1 tRNA gene and 1 pseudogene are annotated in these 1690 nt (G+C 32.1%); both read left to right on the top strand.

Annotated features, from left to right (window positions below):
- Window positions 1-473 (top strand): annotated as a pseudogene (locus ACFIKY_RS08915) (tyrosine-type recombinase/integrase); the annotation flags it as partial.
- A gap of 1007 nt (window positions 474-1480) precedes the next feature.
- Window positions 1481-1570: transfer RNA gene (locus ACFIKY_RS08920), tRNA-Ser, on the top strand.
- Window positions 1571-1690: the final 120 nt, after the last annotated feature.

Genomic DNA, 1690 nt, shown 5'->3' on the forward strand with positions numbered 1-1690 from the left:
GATGTCGAAAAATATTATCAAAGATGGCATCATGGTACCCATGAACGTGTCTGGATTGATGTTCTTTTATATACGGGGCTTGCGTCGTGGTGATGCGGTACGAATTGGCTGGAAAGATGTCAAAGATAATATCATTCACCTCAAAACAGAGACCGGAATTAGCCAAAACGCTTGAAACTGGTCCTATTGGAGAAGAAACATTCATTTGTGGTAAAGAAGGTAAAAAACTAGTTAAAGAAAATTTTGGCAACCTTTTTCGTGAGGCTTGTAACGTATCGGGAATCAAAAAATCAGCACATGGCTTAAGAAAATTAGCAGCAACACACACAGCTAACTCAGGTGCAACAGTACCACAACTCAAAGCAATTTTGGGCTGGACAGATGATGCTATGGCATCTCTTTACACAAAGAGCGCAGACCGTAAAAAACTTGCTCTTGAAGCCATAAAAAAGATTCAAAAAGATAAGGGATAGAGGAAAAAAACTCAATAGAATCAAGATTTACCTATTCCCTCATATTAGACATAACTATTTTATTTTACTTGCTTTTTATTTGCTCTCATCGCCCACCATTTTATTTTGTAAATAAGTTTTTTATTTTACACATACTTATGAATGCATCGGCTTTTAAAAGCTTGTCTGTTAAAGTTTATGCTTTCTGCCTCTGCATAATTTAGCGTTTTTAAGTTCTATTCTTGAAAAACTATGCAATACCTTAACAAGTTATCTATTTATCTAAGCGTATTGTTCAATAATCTTTTCTTCTATTCCAACTAACTTTTTGCTTATCCCACAAAAAAAGCATTATAAATATACCTAATTTCTAGTCATATCTGGAAGAGATTTTAAACTGTCGATGCAAATCTTACATAAAAATTTTTTCAAATAGTGCAAACCAGACATTCCCTCCAAGCCGCCCTTTAGACGCACTAAATATCTGAATATTTTTATTTAAAAAATTAAAATCTTTTAAAGAGCTTTCTTATCGAATTATGCTTATTTAAACTCAATAAAAACTTTCCTTGAATATATTATGTCATTCTTATAAATTTATCTCTCATAAACTGTCAAAACAATAACATTTTTTTCGCAGATATGAACGATCTGAATAGAATAAATATCTGGAAAGATAAAATAATTCAAAAATACACGCCCGCAAAGAATTTAATATAATTTATCAAATATTTTCAACTGAACATTTCTTATTATTACGAATATCGGTCGTTAAAACTTAAAAAAATATTGCTTTGTGAAAATTTTTTAAACAGAAAAAAGAAATGATAAATACCATATTTACTTTTCATTTTTTCAGAAAAAGCGATCATGTTTAAAAATGAAACTGTTAGATAACACACTCAAAGAATTGACTTATGAAGAATTATTTTAATTGAAATTTAAATAGTTTTACAAAGAACGCTTTAAAATGCGTATTAAAATGATTGACCTTTTGCAAGAAATTTGTCAAAAAGCATATCCAGTTTGGAGGGGTGGCCGAGCGGTTTAAGGCACCGGTCTTGAAAACCGGCGTGCAGGAGACTGTACCGTGGGTTCGAATCCCACCCCCTCCGCCACAGCACTTTTATGGTGCTATAACTTATTGATTTCATGTGTTGTATGTAGCTTGCCAGCGGGTTTTGTATATTTTGCCACTAGGTTTTGTACCAATTTATTTTTTCTCAAAGAGTTTTAAA

Source organism: Bartonella sp. CR127HXZ (genome assembly GCF_042194555.1).
In the GTDB taxonomy this organism is placed as follows: Bacteria; Pseudomonadota; Alphaproteobacteria; order Rhizobiales; family Rhizobiaceae; genus Bartonella; species Bartonella grahamii.